This window comes from Psychrobacter sp. ASPA161_6 (assembly GCF_051970285.1).
Lineage (GTDB): Bacteria > Pseudomonadota > Gammaproteobacteria > Pseudomonadales > Moraxellaceae > Psychrobacter > Psychrobacter glaciei.
In genome coordinates this window covers 196,215-218,425 of the sequence record NZ_JBEFNJ010000004.1, presented here as the reverse complement: position 1 = coordinate 218,425, position 22,211 = coordinate 196,215, and the positions used below count along the sequence as shown (strand labels likewise).

The window sequence follows — 22,211 nt, the reverse complement described above, 5'->3', positions numbered from 1 at the left end:
ACTTTATAAAATGAATGTCAGTTTGTTTGACCTAAAAACACGTTCGTTTGTTCAAAGAGAAAAGCCGTGAGTTGCCAGCAAAACATTCAAAACGATCAAAAAAATAATAAGCAGTCCTTTATCAATATCCAGCCGCCGTTATTTAAGCAAGTGTGCGTGATCGGTCTCGGACTTATCGGTGCCAGCCTTGCCCAAGCCATCAAAGACCATGGCTTAAGTGAGCGTTTGGTAGCGGCCGATAGGCATGTACCCAGTATTACTGAAGCCATTGAGCATGGTTTGTTAGATGCTGGTAGTGCTAACTTACAAGACGTCGTTGGTGGCAGTGATTTAATTATCATTGCAGTTCCAGTACAGGCCGTCGAAGCAGTATTTCTTGACATTAAACAGGCAATGGATGACGGACAGCTTGCCACTGATTGCATCATGACGGATGTCTGTAGTACTAAGGTCAATATCATTGATGCTGCTAAAGCGGTGTTCGGCTCGCTGCCGATAGGACTAGTACCCGCGCATCCGATTGCTGGGGCTGAAAATTCAGGGTATCATGCTCGCCGCGCTAATTTATTTGTCAATCATAGCGTGATTATCTGTGAGCTACCTACCACAAGCAATGTAGCCATCACCAAGCTGCGGCTACTATGGGAAGCGGTGGGCGCAAATGTCATATCAATGGATGCTAGTCACCATGATCGCATATTGGCGCACACCAGTCATTTGCCACATCTGCTTGCCTTTAATTTGGTTGAGCAGTTGGCAAGCCATGATGATAATTTAGATATGTTTCGTTATGCAGCAGGTGGCTTTCGTGATTTTACGCGTATCGCTGCCAGCGATCCTAAAATGTGGCACGATATATTTTTTGCCAATCAAAGCGCCATTGTGAGCGCCCTTGATGAGTATGGTGTCTACTTACAGACTATGCGCCAGCTGATCATTGATAAAGATTCAACCGCCCTGATGGGACTTTTGGGCCGCGCGCAAGCCGCACGGCGACATTTTGGCCATATGTTAGCCAGCACCCCTTATACGGATACTTCTGCCATGTCAGCTTCTTATATTATTACGCCTAGCAATACTGTCTCTGGCACCATTGCCATCCCTGGTGACAAATCCATCTCGCATCGCAGCATCATGCTGGGCAGTCTTGCCACAGGCGTGACGAATGTTACAGGATTTTTGGAAGGGGAGGATGCGCTTGCCACGTTGCAGGCGTTCCGTGATATGGGTGTGAGCATTGAAGGCCCTGATAAAGGAAGATTAACCATTCATGGTGTTGGTATGAATGGCTTAAAGCCAAGCAAGACACCTTTATACATGGGCAATTCAGGCACTAGCATGCGTCTACTATCTGGTATCTTAGCGGCACAATCATTTGATAGTGTGTTGACGGGTGATACTAGCTTAAATAAACGCCCGATGGAGCGTGTGGCAGCGCCGCTACGCGCTATGGGTGCTGTGATTCAAAGTACAGGTCATAGTGGCACGGCACCGCTCAGTATCACTGGTCGTGATACGGTCGGTAAACCATTACAAGGTACTGAATATGACATGCCAGTTGCTTCAGCACAGGTGAAGTCTTGCTTGCTATTAGCAGGTCTATGGGCAGAGGGTACGACAACGGTCACACAGCCTGAAGTCAGTCGCGACCATACCGAGCGTATGCTATCCGCCTTTGGTTATCCGGTAACCGTTGATGGCAATCGTATCAGTGTAATAGGCGGCGGTACATTGACAGGTGGTGATATCGCTGTGCCTGCTGATATATCCTCTGCGGCCTTCTTTATGGTAGCCGCTGCTATCAGTCAAGGTAGTGAGCTGACCTTGACGCAAGTGGGTATCAACCCGACACGTACGGGTATTATTGATATCTTAAAGCTCATGCAAGCAGATATTAGCTTGAGTAATGAGACGCATGTGGGCGGCGAGCCAGTCGCTGATATTACGATTCGTGGTTCAAACTTGGTCGGTATTGAGATACCAGAGCATCTCGTACCGCTGGCGATTGATGAATTTCCTGTATTGTTCATTGCTGCCAGCTGTGCGCAAGGTCGCACGGTGTTAACTGGTGCTAAAGAGCTGCGCGTTAAAGAGTCTGATCGTATTGCAGTAATGGCAGAAGGGCTACATACACTCGGCATCGACTGTACCGTTACGGATGATGGACTAATCATCGAAGGTCAAGGTATTGGAAGTGAGAATGGTGATGTCAATAATAGCCAGCCTGTATTCGGTGGCGGTCACATTACGTCTCACCATGACCATCGTATTGCCATGAGTTTTTCTGTTGCCAGTCTGCGTGCCTCCAAGCAAATTACCATTGAAGGGGTTGAGACTGTCAATACCAGCTTCCCAGGATTTGCTGAACTTGCCAACCAAATCGGTATGTCTATCCAAGTAGATGCTGGCGCTGAATAAATCATTGAGTGCTGATTAATATTCTTCTATGATTTGCACTGTAAAATATAAACAGATGGTGGCTAGCTGATCAAATAGCCACATTAGCCTAAAAATTTTATCTAACATCGTTAGCAATGTACTCATGTCACCATTGGCATGAGTACATTGCTTTTTAATTTATAATCTCACTGTAGTAACCCTGCGTTCTCGCCACTAAATCGATAATAATACTTAGAATTAGGTGAGGGCGCGCTTTGCTCTAAAAAGTTGTCCTATATTATGACTACCCAAAATGTCATCAAAAAACCCGTTGCCCCGATAACCACAACCAGACGCGGCATTATCACTGCGCTTATTGCGTTTTTTATCTGGGGCGGATTTCCGTTATACTTCAAACAATTATCCGATTATGATGCGACTGAGATCATTGGTCATCGCATCATATGGACATTCCTATGTCTATTGATTGTGCTAGTAGTCACTAAGCGCTGGCAATGGATTGAAACACTCAAACAAAACCCAAGATGGATAGCGCTGTCATTGATATCTGGTTTGATTATAGCAACCAACTGGCTGACCTATGTATGGGCGGTCAATCATGACCGTATTCTTGAGGCCAGTTTGGGATACTTTATAGGGCCATTGGTAGGTGTTGCGCTATCGATGATTCTATTCAAAGAGCGCTTACGACCTTTGCAGTGGGTGGCTATTGGATTTGCACTCTTGTCTGTCGTGATCCAAGTGGTGATGATTGGTAGTCTGCCGTGGATATCATTGATTTTGGCATTTAGCTTTAGTACTTATGGCACTATTCAACGGCAAACCCCGTTGACAGCTGTCGATGCGATGTTTGTCGAAACAGCGATGCTAGTACCTTTATGTCTTTGGTGGTTTTGGCAGTCCGATGTGGTTAGTCATCAGCTGAGCTTTTGGTTTAGCTCAAACATTTGGCTACTTATGATCGCAGGGCCGATTACTTTGATACCGTTATTATTGTTTAATAAATCTACCAAGCTCGTCGCTTATAGCATTCTAAGCTTTATGAATTACCTGACGCCGACCTTTATTTTCTTCTTGGCAGTGTTTTATTATAACGAGCCATTTGATTTAAAACGCTTGGCAGTCTTTGGCTTGATTTGGCTAGGCTTGCTGTTATTCAGCATTGATTTATGGCGTCATCGTCCAAGTAAAGTGTTAAAAGCCGCGCGTCTGCGTGAAGAGGCTTTGAAGCAAGTTAAATAAAGTTTGAATTGAATCTCTGAATTAAAAATGTAGCAAACAAGGATGGAAGCATGTTTCATACTGAATCTGATGTGGTATTTGTAAAAGGTTTAAAAGTCGAAGCCGTCATCGGTGTTTACGCGTGGGAGCGGGCGATCACGCAGCCGCTGCTGATTGATATTGCGCTTGAAACCGACATTAGCCGTGCTGCTGTATCAGATGATGTCAATGATGCGCTAAATTATAAAGCGGTCTGCGATGATGTCAGCGCGTGGTGCAAAGAGATTCAAGCAAAACTGCTTGAGCATTTGGCTGGGCAAATTTCTGATAAGCTGCTTGCAAAATACGCTTGTCATAAAATAACGTTAAGCGTTGCCAAGCCGACTGCTATTGCGCAAGCGGATGCAGTTGGCGTTCAAATCACGCGCTATGCGTCAACGTCAACAGATGAGCTAGCTATCAAAGAAGCTGCCAAAGAAGCTAATAATAGCCAAGCCGATGATGTATAACACATCGATGCATTTGAATTTGGAAAGGCTAACACAATGCCCACCTGAGACTTTGCAGGCGCAGCCTGTGGTGGAGATAATAGTAGCGCTGGGTAGTAACTATCAAGCCGAAAAATATCTACCACTTGCTCTAGAGTGTTTGGCAACGCTAGGTCAGATACGGCTATCTACTGCTTTTCAAAACCCTGATTTCACCGCAAACTTAGAACAACCAAAACCTGATTACACCAATCAATGTGTACATCTCATACTAGCAACACCGATGAGTCTGCAGCAACTACAGCAAACCTTTAAAAACCTTGAAGGAGATTGTAATAGATGTCGACAAACTGATTCGAACCAAATACGGCGAGTGACAATGGATATTGATATTTTGCTAGTCAAGTTGGCTGAAGGAAAAAATAGCCTAAGCAATAAATCGACATTTAAACCAACGTCTAATTGGATTGTAATGGCAGATCGCTATCCATTTAAAGCACATGAGGCAGCAGGGATTGAAGAGCTTGCAGTGACTGGTGTTTGAAGCGGCTGAAATGCTATTCACGTATGAGACCTGCTTGCCAATGTAAAATGACTTGCGCTTTTAAGGTGTGACGCTTCTTTTTTCCACTGTAGTAGTCGCTTTGGTTTTTTGGTTGTTCAATGCCTACTCATGCGTCATCAAATATGCCCTAATATAGGTGGTTCCATTATGGCAGTCTATTTTAGGTGGTCTGTTAATAGGCTTAGAGGGGCGAATTAGTTGGTTCCACTGGGATATACCTATGGCAAACCAATCAGGTGCTTTCACTTAAGAAAAATAATTCGACAGTTCGCCCAGCTTTAATAGGCTTTGGCTAAATATTCAAAGCAAAACTCAATAACACGCGTTTACCAGACTGAATTCGTGAAACACTGTGCTCATACTTATCGGGACGAAACAAATAAACTCTGTCAAACAGGTTTATAATGCAGTTTGAACACTTGAACACACCACCAACTTTAGGCTGAATTAAGATAAAGTTTAATTTGTAATAACGGCCTTTTTGCACGGGGTCACAGTGATTCATAACGCTGTGGTTAGTAGGATAAGTGACATAATTAATTGAAAAAATTCTACTACTGAAAATTGCTTTGTTGGTTACTCTTTCGGTCATATCTAATCCATTATTTTACGTGTATTAAACGTCGCTTAACGCATTTCAAGCTAATTGTATTGGTTGTAACTTAGTTAAGTACTAGCGTGAATAATGTAATGAAATGTTCTATTGAATCTGAATTTTCGACAATGAATACTTGATAGGCAAGCGAATCAGCAACTTATGGATGATTACATTAGTTTTGCCACAAAGAGATTATGCACTGCCCCAAATATATTGGAGAGTAGCTCTTTTAAAAGGTAATGGCAATTTGGGTATACTCTATAGAAAATTATATAACTAACGTTATTTCAGAAAAATCGATAGGGAAATAAAATGTACATCTTTAGAATAAAAGAACGACATTTTTTCCCTATGATCAAAGTCTGTGGTCAATTAATTTCGTACAATTTAGGAGGATAGACGAAGGAATGCTAATTATATAGCCGATGCTTCGCTACCTGTATGGCAAACGGAATATGTTCCCATAATGGTGTTAAATTACTACCTTTTTATTGTCTGAATTGGACGGTAGAGAATCCCCAAAACCACCCATTGATCGGACAACGGACGTTATGTCCATTAGCCACTACCTTCTGCTTTTTAGCATGAATTTTTTCCATTACGCCAAAATATCTCAAAATAAAAGCTGGGCAATATAAATGCCCAGCCTACATCATATCAGTTAATACAACTTTAGCACCTTTCTTGATGTATAACGCGCCCGTACCTTTTATGTTTTCAGCAACTGTCTCAGCTATTTTTTCTCATCACTGATGTCATCTACATCAGCACGATCAATCACATCTAAATCTTCTAAGCACAGTTTATCGTATTGTTTTTTGCAAAAATCAGGATCGATCTGGCACATTGCTGATTGTAATTGATCTAGGCGGTTTTCTGATTGCTGAATGTGTTCGAGCATTTTAGCGAAGGCTTCAGCGACAGGGTCTTGTGAAGAAGGGTCGATACCATAAGCTTGAAAGGCTGTGGCACGTGCGGCACTGGTTGTATTGCTTTCAATATTGTCTTGATTTATCTTACCCGTTTGAGCCGCTTTTTCTTGTTGTTTGGCATCTTGCACTTTGGTCGCAATAGGATTGCCTTTTTCATCATGATAGTCTGAAATCATACGAGCCGCACTACCGACCATCGTGGCGTTTGCTGGTACGGGTTTGACGACCACGGCATTGGAGCCAATTTTAGCATTTTTGCCAACAGTAAATGGCCCCAATACTTTTGCCCCAGCACCGACCGTTACGCCATCTTCTAGGGTCGGGTGACGCTTGCCGTTATTTTGTGAGACGCCGCCGAGGGTAACGCCATGATAAAGCGTGACATCATTGCCGATTTCTGCCGTTTCACCGATGACCACACCAACACCATGATCGATAAAGAAGCGCTTACCAATTTTGGCAGCCGGATGGATTTCAATACCGGTAATAATACGCGAGCCGTAAGAAATAACGCGAGCTGCCAGCTTTTGGTCATGTTGCCACAGATAATGCGCACCGCGATGCAAAATAAGTGCATGGATGCCAGGGTAAGTCAGTAATACTTCTACGCTATTACGCGCTGCAGGATCACGGGTAAATACCGCATCAATATCTTCTGTTAGGTCTTTTTTGATGCTGGCAAGAGATTTGAACAGTTTGGCTGGCAATGACATAGAGCGTCCTATCTATTCGTCGGTAGAGTGTCGTTGCTAAAACAGCGATGCCTCTAATCGGTGGTCGTAAAGTTCGGATAATAAGGAATACATGTTTTCGCTAAGCTTCTGCAAGTTATAACAGCTTTATACTGCAAAATATAGTAAAAAGCTGTCAAATGAAGGCGAGCTGATAAACAATAACAATGACTTGTTTTAGTCTTTTGAGAGCTTGGCAATTAACGCGCTCAATAGTTGATACTCTTTTTGATCAAGCTGTAAACGCGAGCCAAGTCTAGACAGTCGTGAGGGCAACGATTTTAGATGCTCGCTATTTGCTAGACCACGGTGCACCATCAGGTCAGTGGTACGCTGAGTAAGCTGTTGCAACTGCTGCTGAGTAATAGCAGGCTCATCCCATTGCTGACGTAAATGTACATCAAGCGTTGGCTGAGCAGTAGCACTCAAATTATTATCTAAATCATCTGCTGTCTGAATGTGCGTTTGGGCATAAGCAAAAATAAAGCTGGCAATCACTTGGACGGCTGAGGCGACATTTAAAACAGGATAAGCAGGATTGGCATCGATTTGGATATGATAATCAGCACAAGCCAACTCTTCGTTGGTTAGACCACGATCTTCACGTCCAAACAAGATAGCGATGTTTGATTTACCGTTGCTATGAGCGCTTTGGTTATCGTCGGTATGGTTGCTTGTAGTGAAAGTGGATTGTTTATCAAGAAAATCGAACATGATTTTGGCGGCTTGCGTGGGTGTCACCACAGGGCGCGGCAAGTGACGGCTGCGACTGCTGGCCGCGAATACCAACTGGCAGTCTCCAATAGCAGACTCCAGTGTGGGCGCTATCAAAGCTGATGACAGTACCTCACTGCCGCCTGCTGCATGAGAGACGCTGGTTTCATCGATTGGCAGCTTGGGATCTACAACGGTTAAACGCGACAGACCCATAGTATGCATTGCCCGTGCTGCCGAGCCAATATTGGCAGGCAAAGTCGTATTGACCATAACCACTTGTAGGCAATCAAGGTAGTCATTTACTGCTCGTGCAGAGTCGTTACTCATTATTGTCCCAATCTCTGATTAATTTCTTGTTCAGCACGGTGTAATGCAATGGCAATCTCTTCAATAAGCACAGCTTGCTCACCGACACGGCGTTCACGGCAGCGCTCTTGCAATTGGCAGCTCAAGTTTATCAGTTGAGTGGTGCCCAAGTTGGCACTAGCGCCTTTTAGAGCGTGAGCTATCTCAAAGCCAGCGGCATCATCGTTTTGTTGTTGAGCAGTTCGCAAGTTTGTGATGCGTTGTTTACTATCAGTGATATAAACCTGTATCAAGTCGGCAAAATCTTCTTCTAACAAGTCACGCATGTCTTCGAATTGTTCGTGATTGATAATCTCTTCGTCAGTTTGTCCAATCATATTATTATTTGTGATTTTGTCCATGGTTACTGTCCAATTTTTAAAAGTTAAAGCAATAAGATTACTATAATGAAGTTTCGAAAAGTAAGGTACGTCTTAGCTGTAATGGAAATGTAAGTTGTCTTCGCTCAGCATGTTCTTTAACTGCTGCAAATTATCATCGTTAGGGTAGACGCGCCAATGCTCGGATAGCCCTACATTAGCGATGCCAAATTCCTCATAAATGCTCAGTCCCAGTGGCAGACAACTATCATTAATGGAGGCGTCGGTATTACTCAAAGCATTATTGGCATAACTTTGACCAGCATGGTTTTGATGGATACCGTTCTGAAGCACATCTTGGTTCATGTCATTTTCTAGCGCCAATAAATCATTGCCATTTTCATCAAACAGACTTCCGCCCATTGCAGCATCGTAACCACTATTGCCATTGAAGCTGCCACTTTGCTCGTCTTGCTCGTTGTCATAAGACATTTTTGGTGCTGGAATAATACTGGCTTGTGCAGACTTAAGTAACGGTTGCAGACGTGTCAGTAAATTAATATCGCTACCATGAATCTTAATACTGATCTTCTTCATCCATCTTAAACGGGCATCTACCATACTCATCGCATTATCAAGGCGCGCAAACAGGCGTCCATCACGCTCACGGATGCTGCCTTTAATGATGACGACTTCATCGATTTTCAACTGTTCTTTGACACGATTAAAGCGCTCTGCATAGCAGCTGACTTCCAGTCTTGAGGTTCCATCATCTAAGATAATCACATTACGATTGCCAAAGTTGGCGATATCGATAATTAAGCCTGCAAAATAGCAGCTGCCGTTATAGCCAGTATCCGTTAGTTTGTCGAGACGTGCACCTGAGGTATAGCGTTTAATTTCCTCTAAGTATTCATTAATCGGATGACCCGTTAAGTACAATCCCAATGTATTCTTTTCTGCTTTTAGGCGATGCTTATCACCCCAGATTAGCTCTGGCGTCATCACTAACGGTGGCGCGGCAACGACACCATCCATTTCACCAAACAAATCCATCATACCGATTTCACGGTTTTGACGGTCTTGTTCCGCAGCTTGCACGGCGCTTGGCAACTGACTCATTAACGCACCGCGAATCTCGTAAGCTTCATCGGCTGGCAAGTCAGGTCGTAAAGTTGCCGCAAAGTCATCAAAACAGCCAGCGTTTATCAGTCCTTCAAGGGTGCGCTTGTTGACCTTTTTGATGTCGACGCGGCGGCAAAAGTCATACAAGTCTTTGAATGGGCCTTCACGTCTTCGTGCATCAACGATAGATTCGACCGCACCTTCGCCAACGCCTTTAATCGCCCCCAAACCATAAATAATATTGGTCGGGGTATCAGCGACGAAATGCCACTCACTGCGATTCACCGACGGATTAACGACGGTTAACTCAAAGTTTTCACGGCAGTCATTGATAAAGAACACAACGTTGTCGGTGTTGTTCATATCTGAGGTCAATACCGCCGCCATAAATTCGGCAGGATAGTACTGTTTTAGATACGCGGTCTGATAAGCAAGCACGCCATATGCCGCAGAATGCGAGCGGTTAAAACCATAACCGGCGAACTTTTCCATCAAGTCAAACACGCCACCAGAGGTAACTTCATCAATACCTTGTGCCGTAGCACCCGTGACGAAAATATCGCGCTGTTTGGCCATCTCTTCAGGTTTTTTCTTACCCATAGCACGGCGTAGCATATCCGCTCCGCCCAAGCTATAGCCTGCCATCACCTGTGAGATTTGCATGACCTGTTCTTGATAGACAATAACGCCATTGGTGTTTTCTAAAATTGGCTCAAGGTTGGGATGGTCATAAATGACTTCTTCGCGACCATGCTTACGGTCGATATACATCTCTACCATGCCTGCATCGAGCGGACCCGGACGATAGAGCGCACACATGGCGATCACGTCTTCAATGTTGGTCGGTTGTAATTTCGCCAGATACTTTTTCATACCCATACTTTCAAGCTGAAAGACGGCAGTGGTCTTGGCATCTTGTAAGAGCTTATAGGCTTTAGCATCATCTAACGGTAGGTCTTCTAACACCAACGCATCTTTGCCTTCTTTTGCACGGCGCAGGTTGATATTTCTGACAGCAGCATCAATCACGGTCAAGTTACGTAGACCCAAAAAGTCAAACTTTACCAGCCCAACGGCTTCAACGTCATCTTTATCAAATTGGCTGACGCGGTGACCTTCGTCATCACAATAAATGGCGCTAAAATCCGTGATTCTGTGCGGTGCAATCAATACGCCGCCGGCATGTTTACCCACGTTCCGGCAAATACCTTCAAGCTTGATAGCCATCTCCCATACTTCGATGGCATCTTCATAATCCATATTATCAGGATTGGAAATTAAGTCTTTCAGCTGCGGCTCTTGCTCAAGCGCTTGACTGAGTGTGATCCCCGGTGTTTTGGGAATAAGTTTAGACATTTTACTGGCAAGAAAGTAGGATTTACTTTGCGCGCGTGCCACATCTCGTACCACTGCTTTTGCCGCCATAGTACCAAAAGTGATAATCTGCGAAACCGCTTCACGGCCATAAGTTTGCGCGACATAATCAATAACGCGGTCACGACCTTCAATACAAAAGTCAATATCGAAATCGGGCATTGAGACACGTTCAGGATTTAAGAAGCGCTCAAATAGTAGATCGTAATGGATAGGGTCGAGGTCGGTAATGTTTAACGCATAAGCGACCAAGGATCCTGCACCAGAACCACGACCGGGTCCAACGGGTACGCCATTGGCTTTTGCCCAGCGGATAAAGTCCATGACGATTAAGAAGTAACCGGGGAAGCCCATCGATAAGATAACTTCCAGCTCATATTCTAAGCGTTCATCATACTTTTGGCGGAAGTCACTCCAGTTATCAGTACGTGCTTCAACGGGAAACAGCTTATCTAATCGATTATTAAGCCCACGCATTGACTCCGCGCGGAAAAACGTTTCAATCGTCTCACCTTCAGGCACAGGAAAATCGGGTAGTACGTTAATACCCAGCGTCAAGGTCACATTACAGCGGGTTGCTAAGCGCAACGTGTTATCAATCACCTGCGGAATATCAGCAAATAACTGCTGCATTTGCGCTTGGGTTTTTAGGTACTGTGCATCGGAATAAGTTTGCGGACGATTTTGGTCAGCAAGCACATAGGAGCCTGCGATACAGACACGTGCTTCATGGGCATCAAAATCATCTTGCTTTAAGAAGCGCACGTCATTATGGGCAATAATGGGGATGTTGTGCTTAGCACCTGAGTGAATAGCCGCCCGAATAAAAGTGTCTTCGCCTGAGCGATTGGTGCGTTTGATGGCAAAATATAAGCGATCAGCAAACTTTGCTTGCCACTCTGTCAGCAGCTCGTCGGCTTTTTCTGGCATGGAGCCGACCAGTGCCTGACCCACATCTGACTTTTCGGTGAGGAGCACGATCACGCCAGTGGCATGTTCTAAAATATGATTACGCTTAACGACCGGCACCCCATGATTGGCATCGTCGGCGCGACCTTCGGTAAAGCCGAGCGAGACGATACGAGTGATGTTTTGGTAGCCCTCGTTGTCCATTGCGAGCAGGGTGAGCCGTGTGTCTTCATTCTCCATGATGACTTCGCTGCCGATAATTGGCTTGATACCAGCACCTAGGCAGGCACGATAGAACTTTACCGTGGCATAGAGGTTGGACAAATCAGTTAATGCGAGCGCGCGCTGATTATCAGCCGCAGCGGCTTTCACTAGCGGCTTGATGCGCACGATAGAATCGGTAATCGAATATTCGCTGTGAATGCCAAGGTGTACAAATGCCATAGAGGACTCTTACTAGTACGATCAAAGGGGAATTAGCTACTAAGGAAATAAATTTATTATTATCAATGCTTTATGTTGAATTTTGGAAGAGAATAAGACGTCGATAGTCATATTTATTCATTTTAGATTTAGCTGTTAATAATAGCATTGTTTGGCGCAGACAACCACTGATTCAGGGGTATCAAATTGAATTGAGTGTTTTTGACCATAGGTTTCATTATACAAAAAACCCTTCTATATCATGGCGATATAGAAGGGTTTTTTGTATAAGATAGCACTGATAGTTTAATTAACGCTTATCATATTTATCACTATAGGCTATCCAGAAGTTTGCGTTTTCAACGCCTGCTTTTCTAGGGTCAAAGATAGGATCGAGTCCCAGCTTCATTTGCTCGTCGTAGTCTTTTAGCACTTTTAGCGCCGTTTTACTGAGTAATACGATGGCGATGAAGTTAAGGTAACACATACTGCCAAAACCAATATCACCTAGCGCCCACATCACGCCAACAGACTGCATGCTACCGGTAAAGCAAACTATTAAGAATATTATTTTTAATAATGGTTTTAAAACAGGGTAGCGCAATTTACTGTCTAAGTATACTAGCGTGGTCTCAGCAATATAGTAATAAGCAATCAAGCAGGTAAAGGCAAACAAGAAGATGGCGATAGCGACAAAGCCACTTCCATATTGGCTAAACACCGTCGAGACAGCGGCTTGGGTAAATGCCGTGCCCGCTTCGATACCTGGCATATTTTCGACCAGAGTCAAGCCCTCTTCTGGAATGACATTATACATACCAGTAGATAAAATCATTAGGGCGGTTGCAGTACAGACAACAACCGTATCGATATAGATAGAAAAACTCTGTACTAAACCTTGCTTGGCAGGATGAGAAACTTCTGCAGCAGCAGAGCTGAAAGTAGCTTCGCCTGCACCAGCAACGTTAGAGAATACCGCACGGCGAACACCCCAAGATATGGCTAGACCAACGATACCGCCAAACACAGCATCCATACCAAACGCACTTTTGAAAATAAGAGCGAACATAGCAGGTAGGTTTGAGGCATTGAAGGCTAAGACGATAACCATCATCAAGATGTAACCAATGGCCATGAAAGGCACAACTTTACCAGCAAAACTGGCGATTCGTTTCACACCACCAAAGATAATAACAGCTAGCATAGCGACGATAATTAACCCTGTCACAGCAGGTGAGATGTTAAAGGCGGTATCGAAAGAATCAGCGATGGTATTGGCTTGTACGCCGGGCACCAAAACGCCATAAGAAAGACAAGTCACCGTAGCTACTAAAATAGCAAAGGGTTTCATCTTGAGTCCGCGCTCGATATAAAAGGGTGAGCCGCCGCGGTATTGATCATCAACCGTATGCTTATAAACCTGTGCAAGGGTAGACTCAATAAAGGCGCTAGCACCGCCAAGCAGACCCATGACGATCATCCAAAAAACGGCACCAGGACCACCCGCTGCGATAGCGGTGGCAACCCCTGCAATGTTACCAACACCAATGCGCCCAGATAACGCCATACAAAAGGCTTGGAATGAGCTAATGCCTTGGGTTGAGGTTTGTTTGTCAAACAACAGCCTAACCATTTCTTTGAGATAGCGAAACTGGACACCGCGAGTCATCACGGTAAAATAAATGCCGACACCGAGTGCCAAATAAACTAACGCATCGCTCCATATATAGCCGACGATGGTATTAATAATCGCTTCCATGGCCTTACTTCCCTGTAAATATGTGACTAAAGGCTTAAATCATTTAAGCTGTTGTTTTAATCGATGACTGTGCTGACTGAATACGTTTGCTAATTGACCAGCCAAATGGTTTTGGTCTGTGCGTATTGTGCTAAGGCTTCTAAACCATTATCACGGCCGCCAAAACCTGATTGCTTATAACCGCCAAACGGTGTCGTTATATCACCTTCTGAAAAACCATTAATAGAGACCGTGCCTGCTTTGATAGACGACGCCACACGATAAGCGCGCTTGATGTTCTGTGTATAAAAAGAAGCGGCGAGTCCATAATTGGTTTCATTGGCTAATTTTATGGCTTCTTCCTCCGTCTCAAAGCTTGTCACCGCAAGCAAGGGTCCAAAGACTTCTTCTTTAAACAAAGTCATGTCAGCGCTGACATCATCAAAAATAGTCGGCTCGATATACCAGCCACTGCCCATGTCGTCATGAATGTTGCCACCTGCAACGATCGTTGCACCTTCCTCTTTAGCGATTCGCAGATAATGACAAACCTTGTCAAAATGCGCTTTTTCAATCATAGGACCAATGGCGGTATCAGGGTCGTAAGGTGAGCCGACCTTCCAATCTTTCAGACCGTTTTTTAATTGCTCAAGTAGCGCTTGTTTTTGACTGCTGTGGACTAATAAGCGTGAGCCGCAACTACAGTTTTCACTCATATTCCAAAACGCGGCTGATAAGATATCGTTAATCGCAGCGTCATCGAGTACGGCATCATCAAAGACGATTTGTGGGCTTTTACCACCGCATTCTAAGACGATTTCTTTTAGATTGCTTTGCGCCGAATACTGTAAGAACAAACGTCCGACCTCAGTTGAGCCAGTGAACGACACCATGTCAACATCCATATGTTGACCAAGCGCCGCGCCGACATTTTCACCAAGACCGCAGACCATTTGCAGCGCTTCTCTGGGCACGCCAGCTTCATAGGCAAGCTCGGTTAAACGATAAGCCGATAAAGAGGTCAGCTCAGCAGGTTTAACGATGACAGAGTTGCCCATAATAAGAGCAGGGGCGACTTTCCATGCGTACATTTGGGCTGGGAAGTTCCAAGGTAATACCGCACCAACGACACCAATGGGCTCTTGTACGATAAGTCCTAAAGCCGCGCTACCTGTCGGCGCGACTTTGCCAAATACTTTGTCCGCTGCTTCGGCATACCATTCAAAAGTCTCAATAGTCGCTGGCATGTCAGTGTTTAAGCATTCGGTAATTGGTTTGCCCGCATCCACACAATCTAATGCTGCCAGCTCCTCGACGTGCTCATGCATGAGTGCACACCAGCGCTGCATAATAGCCTTGCGCTCAGCAGGAGCCAGACGCCGCCATTCACCGTTTTCAAAAGCATCGCGAGCGACTTGCACGGCAGTATCGACATCATCGCTAGTATCTGAAGCAATCTGACCGATAATACTGTTATCAATCGGCGTGTAATTGTCCAAAGTAGCGTCTGATAAGCCATCCGCTGCTATTAAGTGACCCGCCCATAATTGCTGCTGTTTTGCTTTCTCAAATACTTGTTGTTTGGTAGATTGTTGTTTGGTGCTCATTTTTCTAATCCTTATCTGCTAAATTTGATGTCATCGATTCGAGATTTGAATACGGCATCAAATTTAGCGTGGGTTATCCTTAACATTGTTTTTACTAAGCTGAGCTGAGTGCTATTTAGACAGTAAGGCTAAAAACTCTGCTTTTTCGTCTTCTGGCATGTCAGTTAGTGGCACGCGAACTGAGCCGACATCCATGCTGCCTTTTAAACATCCCGCTTTGGCCTTTTGGTTGTAGTTGCCAGATTCCATAGAATGAATAGCAGGATAAATCTCACTCATGATTTGCTTTGCTTTATTCCAGTCCCCTTGCTGAGTGGCGTTAAATAATGCGACTTGCTCTGCTGGGAAGACGTTCGCTGCGCCTGCGATCCAGCTTTTTGCACCCCAAAAGAAGAAATCAACGGGCTGATCATCACAGCCACAAACCACATCAAAGTCATCAAAATCAGCTTGCAGCATGCGTAGCGCATGACTAAAGTCGCCGCTGCTTTCTTTTACGCCGACGATATTGGGGTGTTTAGCTAGATGAGCAACAGTATCAAATTCAATGGCAACGCCAACACGATCAGGGAAGTTGTACATAATAATCGGCAGCTCACTAGCATCCGCGACTTTTTCGAAGTGAGCGATGATGCCATCTTGCTCGGGCAAACTATAAGGGGTGGCAGACAGCATCAGGCCGTCATAACCTAAGGCTTTGGCTTGTGCGGCAAGCTCAATAGAGTGATCAGTCGATAAGCTGTTGATACCAGCAATCAGAGTGACTTTATTTTCAGCGCCTTTATTTTTTGCGGCTTCAGCGATAGTGGTTAATACCAGCTCGCGCTCCGCTGCCGAAAACGTATAGTATTCCCCTGTGGTACCGCAAGCGACGATACCTGCTACGCCTTTGTCAATAAAGGCTTCGACCAGTGTCGTTAATTTTTGCGCATCAACGTCACCGTTATTGTCGAAAGGGGTAACGATTGGGACTAAAATTCCATTTATGTTCATGAGACTATCCTTATTGGTGTTGATATTGATGGTGATTTAACGGGTAATGATTCAATGATGAATCGGTTGATTTTTACTTGGTTCATAACCGTTTGATAAGCTGTTTATTGAAAGCGGGCCAGTTGATACGGTTTTGGATCAATCGTATGGTCTTCATCAAAATAATACTCGGCAATCATTTGCGCACTAACGACAGCTTGCGTTAACCCTAAATGCTGATGCCCAAAGCTTAAAAAGACGCGCTCGATTTTGTCGATGACTGGTAAGGAGTCTGCGGTCGATGGACGAAACCCCATCCATGACACGCTATCGCTAGCATCTAACGGCGCTTTTAACATAGGCTGCGCTTGTTGTAATAGCATATGTGCACGCTGCATATTGGCAGGCGCGTCAAGTCCTGCGTACTCCACCGTACCCGCCAAACGTAGGCCGTCTTGCATCGGGGTCATGACAAAGCGTCGATCCAGACTCGATACGGGAATCTGTAAGCGCGCGCCTTCATGAGGTAGCATTAAGTGATAACCACGTTCGGTATCTAAAGGGATGTTGACGCCCGTTAGTTGCTTGGCCAAGGCTTTAGAGTGAGCGCCTGCTGCTAGCAGCACTTTGGACGCTGTCATGTCACCTTGACTGGTGGTCAAATGAATACCATCTGCATCATTGGTCGCTGCAAAGACGCTACAATGTTCAATGACATGACCGCCCAATTGTCTAAAAGTATGGTGAAGCTGATTGATAACGGCTTTTAAATTGGTGATATGTCCTGTATTTGGGAAAAATAACGCTGCTAATTGGTTGTCTTGTAAGGCAGGCTCACGCTCTAATAAATCCTCTTTGCTCAGCAGCTCATTGCTCACATCAATGTCATTGAGACGCTTACCGTGTGCTGTTAGTAGCTCAAGACTACTAGGCTTTTCAACCGTTAATAACGAACCCTTTACTTGTATCCAATCGCCCAATTGCCACTGATCAGCAAAGCCTTGCCACGCTTGGAGGCTATTTTTATTTAAGCTTAACAACGCTTGATGAATCCGCTCAAAGGGCTCAGGGCGCATATTCATGAGCAACTGCATTGCCCAAGGCATCAAACGCGGCAGATAGCGCCAGTCTATGCGCAGCGGTCCAGTCGGATTCAATAGCATGGCGGGTACATGACGGAGCATGCTAGCATCAGCAATGGGGAATACTTGCTCGGTAGCGATATGACCGGCGTTACCTAATGATGCGCCTTGACCCACTTCATTGGCGTCCAGCAGTGCGACCTTTACGCCTCGCGCTTGCAACGTCACCGCAGCCGCTAGACCGATAATGCCGCCTCCAATGATATGTAAGTCGACGTTTAAGGTAGTCATAATTTTTCTCGTTCACGTTCTGTCGATTAAGCGGTTTTAAGAGTGTTTACGCGTTTATCAATAAACCTGTCATTTCATAAGTTAAGCCACTTAATAAGTTAAGCCACTCAATAAATCAGGTCATTTCATAACTAATGCTACGACCTCATTAAGACGGGATGCCCCATTTAAAAGGATCGTCTTCTTGCACAATGAGTGTGGTCTCAGCACAAACATAAGCATGACCACGAATCGTTGGGATAATGGTCTGTGCAGGATAAGCCGTACCAGCTGCATTATTGAGCTTAGTACTAAGATCGGTATTGAACTCAGTATTAAGCTCAGTTGCATGCTGATAACTGCCAGTGAATACGCTGCCGACTATGCCTTGTTGCTGCCAAAATTGTTCAGGTGCTAGACGGTTGTCAGCCGCTAAGCAGGCAAGCTTGGCACTAGTACCGGTACCACAAGGAGAGCGATCGTAAGCTGAACCTGGGCATAAAACGAAGTTTTTACTATCGACTTGGTCATCATCGCTATCGGTAAATAACTCGATGTGGTCAATCTCGCCGCCGTTTTCGCCGGTGATATTAGCAGCGATTAGTGCTTGCTTAATTTGCATGGTTACTTGAGTCAATTTTTTGACATTATTTGCTTGAATGTCTTGTCCATGCTCACTGACTAAAAAGAACCAATTGCCACCCCAAGCGATGTCGCCACGGATAAGACCTAATTCAGGAACGTGAACATCAACTTGTTTTTTATAACGGTAAGAAGGGACGTTTTGTACACTACAGCTGCCATCATCATGTAAGGTGGCTTTAACCAGACCGACAGGAGTCTCTAGCCAGTGCACGCCTGCCGATATCTTTCGTTGATAAGCCAATGAGACGATAACGCCAATCGTGCCGTGCCCGCACATGCCTAAATAACCAGCATTGTTAAAGAAAATAACGCTCGCTGTGGCTTTGGGATTGGTAGCAGGGAAGAGTAACGCACCGACAAGAACATCATTGCCGCGTGGCTCTAAAATGATACTTTGGCGCAGATGATCGAAGTTTTGTTTGAAGTATTGCAGCTTATCTTGAAGAGTGTCGCCGACGAGTTCAGGGAAGCCGTCATAGACCATACGAGTGGGCTCACCGCCCGTATGAGAGTCAATAATTTTAAAATTAAATAATATAGAAGACATGACCGACGCCCTAATTCATCCGTGAAAAAGTTATATTCCGCTTTTTATGCATGAGACCTAATGGTTTTAATTTAACAGCCAATAGTTGGTTGTTACTTGCTGAGGTCTATATATAGAGTGGACTTTTTTAGAGAGAGCGTCTTGCTGTTTTTTCATGGATAAATGCGTATTTCTGCATAGTGGCTCGGTGTACACTAGAGAAGTCTTTGCCTAAAAATTGGTAATAATAGATATACGCGACATAGCCTGCGAGTTATGGATGTTTGGCTGAATGTAAAATTGATATGACAGGGATGAGATGCGATGACTGAGGTAATAACAGATGTAATAGAAGATACCGCGCTTGCTATGCTTACCACGTCATTGCAGCAGAATATGACTGTCTATCGTCCTGACAGTAGTGAGGCTTTTATCGGTAATGTCTCATTGTTACTGCCGCTGCTGAATACTTTGACCAATGTGGTATTTTTTGTGAAAGATGAGCAGGCACGTTATCAGCTGGCAAACAAAACCTTGTTAAAACGCTGTCAGTTGAGTCAGCACGAAGATATCGTAGGGTTTACCACAGAAGAGGTGTTTTCTCATCGACAGAGTAGGGATTATATTTTGCAAGATATGAAGGTATTGCGAGAGGGGAAGTCTATCGTTGATAACTTAGAGCTGCACAGTTACGCATCCGGTCAGTTAGGATGGTGTATTACCAATAAACTGCCTATCTATAATAAGAGCCAACAAGTGGTCGCCATGGTTGGGATTTCAGTCGATATTGATGAAGATAACGAGCGCGTTTTACGTAAACATGCGCGCTTGGCTGAAGTTGCTCAGTTTGTACGAGCGCATCTTGATCAAAAAATAAATATCGCACAATTGGCCGACTTGGCTAATTTGAGCGTGTCGCAGCTAGAGCGTACCTTTAAGGCCGTACTGAATATGTCGCCATTACAGTTTGTGCAAAAGCTGCGCTTGGAGTATGCGGTGAAGTTATTGGCTAGTCATGAGGTGTCAGTGACTCAGATATCGTTGAACTGCGGCTATAGCGATCACAGTGCTTTTAGCCGTCAGTTCAAACAATTCACGGGAATGTCGCCCAGCCAATTTCGTCAAACGCATTTATCATAAAAAATAAAATCAATACCCAACTACCGCCGCATCAACGATACGTGGATCAGAAGAACCGTAAACACCATTTGGAGTCAACATAATCGACTGAGTCGAACCCATGGCTGCTTTTGGACTGACTGTATGACCCATTGATTCAAGCTTTTTAACCGTATCAACATTCAGTGCCTTCTCCACTCGAATCTCATCAGGCAGCCATTGATCATGAATACGCGGTGCATGAGTGGCCTCAGCGATATTCATATCATGATCAATCACGTTCGAGATGATTTGGGTAACGGTGGTGATGATGCGGCTCCCACCGGGGCTACCCGTGACGATATAAGGTTTACTGTCTTTAAATACCAGTGTCGGGCTCATCGAGGATAGCGGGCGTTTATTTGCTTCAACGGCATTTGCTTCACCGCCTAATAAGCCATAACCATTCGGCACACCGGGCTTGGCAGAAAAATCATCCATTTCATTGTTGAGTAAAATTCCCGTACCTTCAGCGACAAGGCCAGTGCCGTAAGAGAAGTTCAGCGTATAAGTATTGGCTATCGCATTACCGTCTTTATCCACGATAGAGAAATGCGTGGTCTGATCGCTCTCGTAGGGCAGAGGGTTGTTGGCTTTGATGGTAGATGCTGGTGTGGCTTTGTCTGGATTGATTAAAGTGCGCAGTTTATCCGCATAAGCCTCTGAGGTTAAGCCGCTGGCAGGCACATCGATAAAGTCAGAATCACCTAAATACTCTGCGCGATCCGCATAAGCCAACTGCATGGCTTCTGCCATTAGGTGAATGGTTTGCGCGCTGTTTTGACCATAGTCTTTTAGCGGATAACCTTCTAAGATATTTAAGATTTGCACGATATGGATACCACCAGAGGACGGCGGCGGCATCGAGACAATCTCATAACCACGATAATCGCCTTTAACTGGCTCGCGAGCGATGGCTTCATAGTTGGCCAAATCCTGTAAGCTCATGCTACCGCCAGCCTCATTGACCGCTTTGACCAACTTACTCGCGGTTTCCCCTTTATAAAATCCATCTGCACCTTTTACGGCAATCAGCTTAAGTGATTTTGCCAATTCAGGCTGTTTTAAACGCTCACCGGGTTGATAGGCGCTACCGTCAGGTTTAAAGAATATCTTTTTGGTGCTTGGCCATTTTTGTAAACGATCGCTCAAGGCGGTGAGCGACTCGGACAAGCCAGCCGTGACTTCTATACCGTCCTCAGCCAGTGCAATCGCAGGTGCCATCACTTGCCCGCGACTCATGGTGCCGTGATCTTCTAACGCTTTAAGCAATCCTGCGACCGTCCCTGGCACACCGATGGCTAAACCATGATAACGAGACAAGTCGCTGACTGCGTTACCATCTTCATCAAGATACATATCACGCGAGGCGCTACTCGGCGCTTTTTCACGGTAATCGAGTGCCACCGTTTTGCCTTGCTTGGCATCATAAATCATCATAAAACCACCACCACCGATATTCCCAGCACGCGGCAAAGTCACTGCTAAGGCAAAGCCAACCGCGACCCCAGCATCAACGGCATTACCACCGTCTTTTAAAATCTTGAGTCCAATATCAGAGGCGAGGGCTTCTTGGGTGGCGACCATACCGTTCTTTGCCCAAACCGGATGATGAATCGCATCTTCAGAATAGATGGCTTGATCGGCATTGGCATTGTTCATCGTGGAAGTAAGCGTATTGATTTTGGCTCGTGTAACACGTTTGGTTTCAGACAACACAGTAGGATTATCAGCCATAATAGCGAGATTGATGGCGCTGGTATTAATCGATGTTGGGTTGATGGTAGTTGATTGATTGGTGGTTGGCTCAGCCGCATGAGCAGATAGCGATACTAAAAACGTACTGCTGATTAATAGAATAGCGGTTTTAATTTTTGCTCTGTTTTTAAGGTTATTTTGAGAAGCGTTAATTTCATCTTTTGATATTGGATGTTGCATTGTAAATTCCTTTTTGAGCAAGTGATGATGCTGGGTCTGTAAAAATAAGACTGTAAAAATAAAGAGGCTTGAATGTTAAGGCGTGTCCTCATTGACATAATAATTGGCGCCACGTTTGCTAGATAAA

At 44.8% G+C, this 22,211-nt stretch carries 15 protein-coding genes; 5 read left to right on the top strand and 10 right to left on the bottom strand.

The features are described from left to right. Nucleotides 1–126 precede the first annotated feature (126 nt). From ACTQ9T_RS11915 to ACTQ9T_RS11900, 4 genes are all read left to right on the top strand, one after another. Nucleotides 127–2,418, top strand: coding sequence for a bifunctional prephenate dehydrogenase/3-phosphoshikimate 1-carboxyvinyltransferase (locus ACTQ9T_RS11915; protein ID WP_440465309.1), 2,292 nt, complete (start codon nucleotides 127–129; stop codon nucleotides 2,416–2,418). 261 nt (nucleotides 2,419–2,679) lie between these two features. Then, nucleotides 2,680–3,642 carry an EamA family transporter RarD gene (rarD, locus tag ACTQ9T_RS11910; RefSeq protein ID WP_210540598.1) on the top strand — a complete coding sequence of 321 codons (963 nt, stop codon included), beginning with the start codon at nucleotides 2,680–2,682 and terminating at the stop codon, nucleotides 3,640–3,642. A gap of 50 nt (nucleotides 3,643–3,692) precedes the next feature. Further along, nucleotides 3,693–4,130 carry a dihydroneopterin aldolase gene (folB, locus tag ACTQ9T_RS11905; protein ID WP_440465211.1) on the top strand — a complete coding sequence of 146 codons (438 nt, stop codon included), beginning with the start codon at nucleotides 3,693–3,695 and terminating at the stop codon, nucleotides 4,128–4,130. Beyond that, entirely contained in the window at nucleotides 4,120–4,653 is a 534-nt protein-coding gene (locus ACTQ9T_RS11900) for a 2-amino-4-hydroxy-6-hydroxymethyldihydropteridine diphosphokinase (protein WP_440465210.1), read from the top strand. Before folB ends, ACTQ9T_RS11900 begins: the two co-directional genes overlap by 11 nt. Nucleotides 4,654–6,005: 1,352 nt before the next feature. Here the strand turns inward: ACTQ9T_RS11900 and cysE are convergent. From cysE to ACTQ9T_RS11855, 9 genes are all read right to left on the bottom strand, one after another. Continuing rightward, nucleotides 6,006–6,917, bottom strand: a complete 912-nt coding sequence (gene cysE, locus ACTQ9T_RS11895) for a serine O-acetyltransferase (RefSeq protein ID WP_440465209.1) — start codon at nucleotides 6,915–6,917, stop codon at nucleotides 6,006–6,008. Nucleotides 6,918–7,112: 195 nt separating this feature from the next. Beyond that, a complete protein-coding gene (locus tag ACTQ9T_RS11890) occupies nucleotides 7,113–7,979 on the bottom strand; it encodes an RNA methyltransferase (RefSeq protein WP_440465208.1) in 867 nt (288 codons plus the stop codon). After that, nucleotides 7,979–8,359: an Hpt domain-containing protein gene (locus ACTQ9T_RS11885; protein WP_440465207.1), complete on the bottom strand. Its 381-nt coding sequence runs from the start codon at nucleotides 8,357–8,359 to the stop codon at nucleotides 7,979–7,981. The genes ACTQ9T_RS11890 and ACTQ9T_RS11885 overlap by 1 nt, the downstream gene beginning before the upstream one ends. Before the next feature lie 72 nt (nucleotides 8,360–8,431). Beyond that, entirely contained in the window at nucleotides 8,432–12,169 is a 3,738-nt protein-coding gene (gene dnaE, locus ACTQ9T_RS11880; protein ID WP_440465206.1) for a DNA polymerase III subunit alpha, read from the bottom strand. 289 nt (nucleotides 12,170–12,458) lie between these two features. Next, a complete protein-coding gene (locus tag ACTQ9T_RS11875; RefSeq protein ID WP_440465205.1) occupies nucleotides 12,459–13,907 on the bottom strand; it encodes an alanine/glycine:cation symporter family protein in 1,449 nt (482 codons plus the stop codon). A gap of 89 nt (nucleotides 13,908–13,996) precedes the next feature. Next, nucleotides 13,997–15,493: an aldehyde dehydrogenase gene (locus ACTQ9T_RS11870; protein WP_440465204.1), complete on the bottom strand. Its 1,497-nt coding sequence runs from the start codon at nucleotides 15,491–15,493 to the stop codon at nucleotides 13,997–13,999. Between the two features lie 111 nt (nucleotides 15,494–15,604). Continuing rightward, nucleotides 15,605–16,486 (bottom strand): 4-hydroxy-tetrahydrodipicolinate synthase, encoded by an 882-nt coding sequence (dapA, locus tag ACTQ9T_RS11865; RefSeq protein WP_440465203.1) that lies wholly within the window; start codon nucleotides 16,484–16,486, stop codon nucleotides 15,605–15,607. Between the two features lie 104 nt (nucleotides 16,487–16,590). Next, nucleotides 16,591–17,838, bottom strand: a complete 1,248-nt coding sequence (locus ACTQ9T_RS11860) for an NAD(P)/FAD-dependent oxidoreductase (protein WP_440465202.1) — start codon at nucleotides 17,836–17,838, stop codon at nucleotides 16,591–16,593. Nucleotides 17,839–17,986: 148 nt separating this feature from the next. Further along, the gene (locus ACTQ9T_RS11855; protein WP_440465201.1) at nucleotides 17,987–19,009 is read right to left on the bottom strand and encodes a proline racemase family protein; all 1,023 of its coding nucleotides are present in this window, start codon (nucleotides 19,007–19,009) and stop codon (nucleotides 17,987–17,989) included. Between the two features lie 303 nt (nucleotides 19,010–19,312). Between ACTQ9T_RS11855 and ACTQ9T_RS11850 the strand changes: the two genes are divergently transcribed. Next, entirely contained in the window at nucleotides 19,313–20,128 is an 816-nt protein-coding gene (locus tag ACTQ9T_RS11850) for a helix-turn-helix domain-containing protein (protein WP_440465200.1), read from the top strand. A 9-nt stretch (nucleotides 20,129–20,137) separates the two neighbouring features. Here ACTQ9T_RS11850 and ggt read toward each other — a convergent pair whose 3' ends face one another. Beyond that, complete coding sequence (gene ggt, locus ACTQ9T_RS11845; protein ID WP_440465199.1) at nucleotides 20,138–22,084, bottom strand: gamma-glutamyltransferase; 1,947 nt, start codon at nucleotides 22,082–22,084, stop codon at nucleotides 20,138–20,140. Between the last annotated feature and the right edge of the window lie 127 nt (nucleotides 22,085–22,211).

Excerpts from the sequence above, each read along its gene's own strand:
- rarD (WP_210540598.1), top strand. The coding sequence starts at position 2,680 with ATGACTACCCAAAATGTCATCAAAAAACCCGTTGCCCCGATAACCACA.
- folB (WP_440465211.1), top strand. The coding sequence starts at position 3,693 with ATGTTTCATACTGAATCTGATGTGGTATTTGTAAAAGGTTTAAAAGTC.
- ACTQ9T_RS11900 (WP_440465210.1), top strand. The coding sequence starts at position 4,120 with ATGATGTATAACACATCGATGCATTTGAATTTGGAAAGGCTAACACAA.
- cysE (WP_440465209.1), bottom strand. The coding sequence starts at position 6,917 with ATGTCATTGCCAGCCAAACTGTTCAAATCTCTTGCCAGCATCAAAAAA.
- ACTQ9T_RS11890 (WP_440465208.1), bottom strand. The coding sequence starts at position 7,979 with ATGAGTAACGACTCTGCACGAGCAGTAAATGACTACCTTGATTGCCTA.
- ACTQ9T_RS11885 (WP_440465207.1), bottom strand. The coding sequence starts at position 8,359 with ATGGACAAAATCACAAATAATAATATGATTGGACAAACTGACGAAGAG.
- dnaE (WP_440465206.1), bottom strand. The coding sequence starts at position 12,169 with ATGGCATTTGTACACCTTGGCATTCACAGCGAATATTCGATTACCGAT.
- ACTQ9T_RS11875 (WP_440465205.1), bottom strand. The coding sequence starts at position 13,907 with ATGGAAGCGATTATTAATACCATCGTCGGCTATATATGGAGCGATGCG.
- ACTQ9T_RS11870 (WP_440465204.1), bottom strand. The coding sequence starts at position 15,493 with ATGAGCACCAAACAACAATCTACCAAACAACAAGTATTTGAGAAAGCA.
- dapA (WP_440465203.1), bottom strand. The coding sequence starts at position 16,486 with ATGAACATAAATGGAATTTTAGTCCCAATCGTTACCCCTTTCGACAAT.
- ACTQ9T_RS11860 (WP_440465202.1), bottom strand. The coding sequence starts at position 17,838 with ATGACTACCTTAAACGTCGACTTACATATCATTGGAGGCGGCATTATC.
- ACTQ9T_RS11855 (WP_440465201.1), bottom strand. The coding sequence starts at position 19,009 with ATGTCTTCTATATTATTTAATTTTAAAATTATTGACTCTCATACGGGC.
- ACTQ9T_RS11850 (WP_440465200.1), top strand. The coding sequence starts at position 19,313 with ATGACTGAGGTAATAACAGATGTAATAGAAGATACCGCGCTTGCTATG.
- ggt (WP_440465199.1), bottom strand. The coding sequence starts at position 22,084 with ATGCAACATCCAATATCAAAAGATGAAATTAACGCTTCTCAAAATAAC.